We start from the raw sequence: 998 nt of genomic DNA, 5'->3' as shown, positions 1-998 counted from the left end.
CGCCAGTCCGAGCACGACCACGCCGCGGCTGTCGTCACGCGCACGGCCGCGGGCATGACGCTGACCGTCGTGCACGTGCGCGGCGGCGAGGAGCACCTGCTCGCCTCACACGCGCTTCCCGACCTGCCGCAGGTCGAGCTGCGGCTGCGGGGGCGCGGGCACGACCTCGCGTTCGTGCACGACGACCTCGCGCTCGGCGCCGTCGACGCGCGGCAGCTGGACGCGTCATCCACCGGTGGCTTCCTCGGACTGTGGATCGGCGTGCACGCGACCAGCGCCGGGCGTGCACCCCGCGGCGAGCTGGCGATCGCGGCATTCGAATACGCGCCGGCGGATGCGGCAGGGTGAGGGCGCGTCGCTCACCTCGGTAGCCTGGTGACTCACGGCGGCAGAAGGCGGACCAAGCATGAGTGAACGCGCCACGACGGTCGAAGGCGTGCGGCGCACCAACCTCGGCGAGGTGCTGCGACTGGTGCACCACAGCGGACCTCGCTCCCGGGCGGTGATCACCGCCGAGACCGGGCTGAACCGCTCGACGGTGTCCGACCTCGTGTCGCGTCTCGCCGAGGCGGGGCTCGTCGACGAGCACGACCCCGATCCCACACGTCGGGTCGGGCGTCCCTCGCCGATCGTCGCACCGAGCCGCGACGTGGTCGCCATCGGGATCAACCCCGAGATCGACGCGATCGAGATCGGCGCGGTGTCGCTGGGTGGGGCGGTGCGCCGACGCGAGCGCATCGCGGTCGCGCGTCCCGACATCGACGAGGTGATCGAGGTGGTCGCCGGCGTGATCGACGGGTGGCGCGACGATCTGGCCGGATGCCGTGTCGTCGGTGCGGGCGTCGCCGTGCCTGGTCTGGTGCGCGCGGTCGACGGGATCGTGCGCCTCGCCCCGCACCTCGACTGGAGGGATGCCGAGATCGCCGGCCCGCTCGCCGCCGCACTGGGTCTTCCCGTCGCCGTCGGCAACGACGCGTCGTACGGCGCCCGCGCCGAAC

Annotated in this window: 1 protein-coding gene and 1 pseudogene; both read left to right on the top strand. The window is 73.4% G+C overall.

The features are described from left to right. Window positions 1-348, top strand: a pseudogene (locus RT309_RS05780) (glycoside hydrolase family 43 protein); the annotation flags it as partial. A gap of 58 nt (window positions 349-406) precedes the next feature. Then, a partial coding sequence (locus RT309_RS05775; protein ID WP_313355926.1) for an ROK family protein occupies window positions 407-998 on the top strand: 592 nt, incomplete at its 3' end.

It is taken from the genome of Microbacterium sp. (genome assembly GCF_032084865.1).
Taxonomy (GTDB): Bacteria; Actinomycetota; Actinomycetes; order Actinomycetales; family Microbacteriaceae; genus Microbacterium.
This window is presented reverse-complemented; position numbering and strand designations above follow the sequence as displayed.